Source organism: Holdemanella sp. (assembly GCF_056804935.1).
In genome coordinates this window covers 1-7,393 of the sequence record NZ_DBMEXE010000068.1, presented here as the reverse complement: position 1 = coordinate 7,393, position 7,393 = coordinate 1, and the positions used below count along the sequence as shown (strand labels likewise).

Sequence of the window (7,393 nt, the reverse complement as noted above, 5' to 3'; positions counted from 1 at the left end):
ATTATAACAATCTTAAGGAGAAATAAACATATTGCCGAAGCATTCGCTTTGGCTTCTCATTGGATTGAAAAAAGGGTGCGATGAATCCCTTTGAAGATATATAAAGGAGGAGTTTTTTTGGTGCGCTTATTGGAACACGCAAATCGTTATAGTAAAGAAAAGGTTTTTGATTGTTATAAAAGAACATGTCAAAACGATTATTGGGACTATGATTCCATGACAAGAAAAGAAATGTTAGAACGCATGATTGAAACCTATACCCCTGAGTATTTAGTTTCTATTTGCACAACATGGGAATTAAAGGCATTAAGAAGATTATTACGTAACCAAGACTTAGAAGACGATCGTTATCGTTTTGAAAAACATGCATTAAGCTCTAAGTTTTTATATTTTGATAAAGAATTACCTGAAGAATTCAAAAAGAATGTCAAATTAGCGGTTAAAGATATTGATTTAGATCATAAGGCAGAAAAAGATGAACCAAGCTTAGTCATTCTTGGAATTATACGTGCCTTTGGCATCATTGAACCATCTTTGATTCAAGCTGTATGTAGTGCATGTGCCTATGATTATAAAACTATTATTGAAAGTGAACTCTTCAATTTCTGGGCGTATTTAAAAGAAGACTATGAATTAATTGATCATAGTTTAGCCAATGAATATGTATATTGGGATTATAAAGATCTATTGTATAACATTCGCAATTGTCGTGTTGAACGCGAAAGATTCGAACCAAAATTCTTAGATCGAGACAGCTACATTTCTATTTTTTATCATGGTTTTGATGCGACAAATCCAGATATTAAAAAATTCTTTACAGCTGTTAAAAAAGAAGTGCAGGACATCACAAAGTTTAAAGATGAATTGTTCAATAATTTGCTTCGTGGTACTGTGAATGAAGAAAAGATCGATTTAATTCCATTCTTTAATGGATTCTCAGATTCTTTGACAAAGCGCTATCGCAAAGCTGTTGTACAAATTTCATTACCAAATTATTATGGACTAAGTATGAAAGGCTACAACCAAGCACATGAACATGTATCTTTTAATGATAAGCTTCGTGCTCTAAATGAGAAACAAACGTATGCTTATTTAGATCAAAAAGATACACGCCTATTCTATAAGTTATATTTTAGCGTCTTAGATTATGTGAATGCTTTGGAACAAATTATCCCAAATAAGAAAATTGATCCCAATAATTATATTGAACCCGATGAATTGGTCAATCTAATCGAGGTGTTCTGGAAAGCAAAAGATCGTTTTATTGATGGCTATGTTCAAAAGAATCCTTTGAATCTAACATATCGTAATTTGAATATTATAAAAGATTTTAAATATGGCATGCGCAAAAACTTTTTATTGGCTGTCTATGAAAAGAACTATACAGTATTAAATGATGAAGGCATCAACTATATGGTCAAGGGTCTAAATGAAAACTTAGATAAATTTATTCCGGCCGAAAAAACACCTATGTTGATTCAAACTGCTATTATGCCATTTAACGGGATGATCATCTATGATGGTTTTATTTCAACGGCCGATATGCAGCTTAGTCAAGAACTCGTTTCAAAGGCATTTGAAGATTATAGTTACGGGCAAAAGATTTATTCGTTGTTGCCAAAAAATATGAATTAAAAGGAGAGTTATGAGCTCATTAATACAAGAAATCAATCATTATCGAAAAGAATCTGTGTACAGTCAATTTTTTCGTATATGTTTTCCGGATGATGTGATTTATGAAAAAATTACTCGTAAACAAATGATCGAGCTAATTATTCAACAATATACACCAGAAAATATTGTAGATGTTTGTACAGTAAAAGAACTAAAACTTTTAAAACGAATCGTTGAAAACAATTATAAAGAAGTGGATGTTCATGGTATGCCATTTGAAAAGGTGGCGCTTTATCGAAAATATTTATTATTTGAGGATGAAATTCCAGACGAGCTGAAGGAAAGTGTTATAGAAGCTTTAAAATTTGTGGATTTTGATCAAAAAGAAAAACAAGATGAACCTTTACTTTGTTTAATTGGATTTATTCGCAGTTGTGGAGCTATTGATCCCATGGTTGTTCAAAGGCAAGCACAAAAGTATGGCTTGGATCTTAGAAATTTGGAAACCAATCCATTATTTAATTTCTGGACATACTATACATTTGATTATTTGATGCCAGATAATACTTATGTAGAAGCTATATTGTATTATGATTCAATTCCATATATGGATGTGATCGCAAATACGCGTCTAGATTATGAATTGATGGCTCCTGTGTTTTTAAAACCAGAAAGCTATCTGTCTATTTTCTATAATGGGTATGATGATACAGATCCAGATGTTCATGCGTTATTTGATCATTTAAAAAAGAGTGAAGATGTATTTGATTTTCTAAAAATGGAACGCATTCTTGAATGTATTGAATCATGTCGTATGACTGAACATTTGATTACAATTTTTCCAAAATTAGAACAATTTGATCCGAAAACAAAAGAATTATTCAAAAATGCTATATATAAAATGCCAATGCCATATTTAACAGGCATGACATTGCAGCGTTATCCGTCAAAATGAAAAGGTAGAAATCTTAAAACTTGATTTCTACCTTTTTTCTATAGTTTTAATTGTTGTCTACCACAATCTTACCAGATTGAATGACTCTATTAATTTTTCTTACGCTTGAAATGTTCTCTAATGGATTTTCATTTAAACAAACTAAATCAGCCTGTTTACCAACTTCAATCGAACCATAGTCCTTTTCAACTCCAACACATCTTGCGGAATTGATCGTGGCCATCTTTAAGATATCCATGTTTGAAATATCAAGTCGAGCCAAAAGCTCCATTTCATAAGCTGTATTTGAATGGTAATTAAATGGCGTTCCTGCATCTGTACCTAAGGCAATCTGAATACCTTTTTCATAAGCTTTCTTAACACTTTCAACATGGGCATCCTTGACTTTTAACGTCTTGTCTACGGCATACTTAGCTACCCCGTTTTCTACACCCTTATCAATAATGCATTGGGGAGCACAAAGGGTAGGAACTAAGAATGTGTTTTGTTCTTTCATACGTTCAAGACATTCATCATCTAAAAAACAACCATGTTCTATAGAGTCAATACCTGCATATAAGGCGTTTTTAATACCTTGCAAGCCTTGGGCATGTGTAGCTGTTTTTCTTCCTGCTTTATGGGCTTCTTCAATCATGACCTTCATTTCATCTACAGTAAACTGAGCATTACCAGGTTCAACCCCTTCGGTCATAACACCACCTGTCGCCATTATTTTAATTAAGTCTACGCCACTTCTTAGCTGACTACGAACGGCTTTTAAACATGCATCTTTTCCATCGGCTTCAATGCCTTCTTGCCATCCATGACCGCCTGTCACACAAATGACTTTACCTGCACAATACATATGAGGTCCTTCAATCACATGATTTTCAAAAGCTTCTTTAATTTGAAGGTCATAGTTTTCTTCCGTACCCACAACACGAATAAAAGTAACGCCGGATTCTAGATATTCTTTGCAGTGTTTTTGGGCATAGAAAGCTTTTTCCATCAAGGTAAATTCTTTATTTGCGCCAAAACCAACCGGATACATAATATGGACGTGACAATTAAAGAATCCCGGTGTAACAACATTTTCATGAATTACGTTTTCCTTCACTTCATGATAGTCTTCAATTTGAATGATTTTGTCATCTTCAATTGTGATTAATTGATCCTGTTTTGGAGCATCACTTATGCCATCAATTAATGTTTGGGCATGAATATAGAGTTTTGTCATTGTACAACAACTCCATCCTTAATGACCTTATCAATTTTACGAACATTTGAAATATCATCCAATGGATTTTCTTCAAGACAAACTAGATCAGCATGTTTACCGACTTCTAAAGTTCCATAATTGTCTAATACACCTAAACAATCGGCTGAATTGTGTGTCGCAATTTTTAAAATATCCATACGATCTACACCATATTTTTCCATTAATTCCATTTCATAAGCAGTGTTGTTGTGGTAGTTGAATGGGGTACCACCATCTGTACCTAGGGCAATCTTTAATCCTTGGGCATAGGCCGCTTTAAAACTTTTGACGTGTGCATCCTTTACATAGATTGCTTTTTTGACCATGTAGTCAGCAATACCTGCTTCAATACCATTTTCTACAATACATTGAGGAGCAACTAAAGTAGGAACTAAATAAGTACCGTGTTCTTTCATAAAATCCAAGCATTCTTGATCTAAGAAGATTCCGTGTTCAATTGAATCAATACCGGCATATAGAGCATTTTTGATGCCTTGTGTTCCTTGGGCATGGGTAGCTGTTTTTCTTCCTGCTTTATGTGCTTCTTCAATAATGACAGCCATTTCTTCTTGTGTTAATTGAGCACTTCCTGGCTCAACCCCTTTAGTCATAACTCCACCTGTAGCCATGATTTTAATTATATCGACACCTTCTTTAAGAAGGGTACGAGCTGCTTTTCGACATTCATCCTTGCCATCGGCTTCGATTCCATCTTGCCAACCATGACCGCCTGTCATACAAATGCATCTTCCAGCACACAACATATGTGGTCCTTGAATGAGTCCAGAATCGATACAATCACGAATCTGCATATCGTAATCGTTTGCAGTACCTAAAACACGGATAAAAGTAACTCCTGAATGAAGATAGTCTTCACAGTGTTTTTGCGTATAGAATGCTTTCTCCATCAAACTAAACTTTTTATCGGTCCCAAAGCCGACAGGTTCCATAATGTGAACGTGGCAGTTAAAAAAGCCAGGGGTAACGACGTTGGCATGAATGACTTCTTCATTTGTTTCATGATATTCTTCAATGGAAACAATTTTTCCATCTTCAATTGAAATCAATTGATCTTTCTTTGGTGTATCACTCAAACCATCAATCATTATTTTTGCGTGTACGATTAATTTACCCATAATAAAACTCCTTTTTATGTGATTATGAACCTTGAAAGAGAAATATGCAAGTGGTTTCAGAAAATAAATGTAAAAAAAAGAGGGAATCCTTGGATTCCCTACAACATAGATTTAAATAAAATGTCGTTATAGTCTGGTAAAGGCCAGTCTTCTTTAGAAACATTGGTTTCAATCACATCCGTCAATTGACGAATTGTTTCCATTAATGGAAGTAATTCATCGGCTGCAAAACGAGCCGCTTGTTTTTCTGTTGTGGTTTCTTTGTTGATCAAAGATTCTAATGTATCTAAGTGATTGGATACTAATTCTAGAGGTGTATTGATGTTTTTTAAAATTTTAACTTCTAATGGAGCCTCAATGCCACTTGATTTTTTTGCTTGAATGATTTGAGCCAATTTAGCTTCATAACTAAATATTGCTGGTAAGATTTGTTTTCGTAACATATAAGCCATTGTCTTAGCTTCAATTTGAACCACTTGGTAGTAGTTTGTGAGTAGGATACTTTCACGAGCATGCAATTCACTGGCTGAATATACATTGTGTTTTTCAAATAATTGTAGATTCTTTGGATCTGTATAGTGAGGAAGTGCATCCGCTGTTGTCTTAAGCTCTAATAAACCACGTTTTTGTGCTTCCTTTTTCCATTCATCGGAATATCCATTTCCAGAGAAAATGATACGCTTATGATTCTTTAATGTCTTTTGAATCAACGCAATCAAGGCTTTTGTCATATCTTCTTGTTTAACACATTCCAATTCATCCGCAAACTGTGTTAATTCTTCGGCTACGATTGTATTTAAAATAGTGTTTGGACAAGAAATGTTTAAGTTGGATCCAAGCATTCTGAATTCGAATTTATTACCTGTAAATGCGAATGGAGAAGTACGGTTACGGTCTGTAGAATCTTTTGCGATTGGAGGAAGGGTAGAAACACCAAGTTCCAATTTACGATCGATTGTATCTACATATTCATTTCCCGCTTCAATGGCTTCAAGAATGGCAGTTAGTTCTTCACCTAAATAGATGGAGATAATAGCTGGTGGAGCCTCATCTGCGCCTAAACGATGGTCGTTTCCGGCACTGGCAACAGAGATTCTTAATAAATCCTGGTACTCATCTACACCTTTGATGATGGCAGCTAAAACGGTTAAGAAACGAATATTGTCTTTTGGAGAATCACCAGGTTCTAAAATGTTTTCTCCTTCTTCTGTACAGAAAGACCAGTTGTTGTGTTTACCACTACCATTGACACCATCAAATGGTTTTTCATGTAGTAAACATACCAATCCATGATGAGAAGCTACTTTTTGTAGAACTTCCATAGTCAATTGGTTTTGATCATTCGCAATATTTGTTGATGTAAATACAGGCGCTAATTCAAACTGACATGGAGCTACTTCTTTGTGTTCGGTCTTGGCATAAACACCTAATTTCCAAAGTTCTTCATCGACTTCTTCCATATAAGCTTTTACTCGTTCAGACAAACTACCAAAGTAGTGATCATCTAATTCTTGGCCTTTTACGGGAGCCGCACCAAATAATGTTCTTCCTGTTACTAATAAGTCTAGACGTTCTTTGAACATATCTTCATCAATTAAGAAATATTCTTGTTCTGGACCTACCGTTGTTTTGATTTTATGAATGTTGTAACCCATAATGTTCAATAAACGAACAGCAGCTTTGTTTAAGGCATCATTACTTCTCAATAATGGTGTTTTCTTATCCAAAGCACTACCATCGTAAGAGCAGAATAAAGTTGGAATATATAAAGTCTTTTCTTTGACAAAAGCTAGAGAAGTTGGATCCCATGCGGTATATCCTCTGGCTTCGAATGTGGCACGCAATCCTCCACTTGGAAAACTTGAGGCATCGGGTTCACCTTTGATTAATTCTTTTCCTCTAAAATCTGAAATAACAGATGTTGGCCCTGTTGGATTGATAAACGCATCATGCTTTTCAGCCGTAATACCTGTCATTGGTTGGAACCAGTGCGTATAGTGAGTTGCACCCTTATCCATAGCCCAGTCTTTCATGGCGTTTGCGACTACATCTGCGATTTCTTTAGGAAGTTCCTTTCCTTTTTCCATCACATCCATCATTTGTTTGTAGACGGCATGAGGCAAGTATCTTTGCATAGCAGATGTACTGAATACGTCACATCCAAAATATTCATCGACAATTTTCATTTTTCTAGTATCCTCCTGTCGCGTATATAATATCATTATTTTCACAAATGTTTTGAGAAATTTTTCTTTTTTTCAAATAAACTTCATTTTTTTTCGTATAAGAGTATGTAGGCAACCTGTCATTTAGTTTCTAATGCATATAATTAAATCCTTCTTTGTTGTTAAAAAATGAAGGTGAAATTGTTTCTTGGTCTATGATAGTTCATTTAAACGTTGATACTAAATGTATCCATAGATTTATCTAACGAATCATTGTTACAAAAAG

5 protein-coding genes are annotated in these 7,393 nt (G+C 34.6%); 2 read left to right on the top strand and 3 right to left on the bottom strand.

Translation table 11 applies throughout. The features are described from left to right. The first annotated feature begins 120 nt into the window (after positions 1 to 120). Positions 121 to 1,635, top strand: coding sequence for a hypothetical protein (locus ACZQCL_RS04645; RefSeq protein ID WP_482481957.1), 1,515 nt, complete (start codon positions 121 to 123; stop codon positions 1,633 to 1,635). 10 nt (positions 1,636 to 1,645) lie between these two features. Beyond that, positions 1,646 to 2,569 (top strand): hypothetical protein, encoded by a 924-nt coding sequence (locus ACZQCL_RS04640; RefSeq protein WP_482481956.1) that lies wholly within the window; start codon positions 1,646 to 1,648, stop codon positions 2,567 to 2,569. A 46-nt stretch (positions 2,570 to 2,615) separates the two neighbouring features. On the opposite strand, the gene ACZQCL_RS04635 is transcribed toward ACZQCL_RS04640, so the two are convergent. The 3 genes from ACZQCL_RS04635 to ACZQCL_RS04625 all read right to left on the bottom strand — a co-directional run bounded on the left by ACZQCL_RS04635 (position 2,616) and on the right by ACZQCL_RS04625 (position 7,128). Further along, positions 2,616 to 3,785: a metal-dependent hydrolase family protein gene (locus ACZQCL_RS04635; RefSeq protein WP_482481955.1), complete on the bottom strand. Its 1,170-nt coding sequence runs from the start codon at positions 3,783 to 3,785 to the stop codon at positions 2,616 to 2,618. Beyond that, entirely contained in the window at positions 3,782 to 4,942 is a 1,161-nt protein-coding gene (locus tag ACZQCL_RS04630; RefSeq protein WP_482481954.1) for a metal-dependent hydrolase family protein, read from the bottom strand. The genes ACZQCL_RS04635 and ACZQCL_RS04630 overlap by 4 nt, the downstream gene beginning before the upstream one ends. Before the next feature lie 98 nt (positions 4,943 to 5,040). Continuing rightward, positions 5,041 to 7,128: a glutamine synthetase III family protein gene (locus ACZQCL_RS04625; RefSeq protein WP_482481953.1), complete on the bottom strand. Its 2,088-nt coding sequence runs from the start codon at positions 7,126 to 7,128 to the stop codon at positions 5,041 to 5,043. Between the last annotated feature and the right edge of the window lie 265 nt (positions 7,129 to 7,393).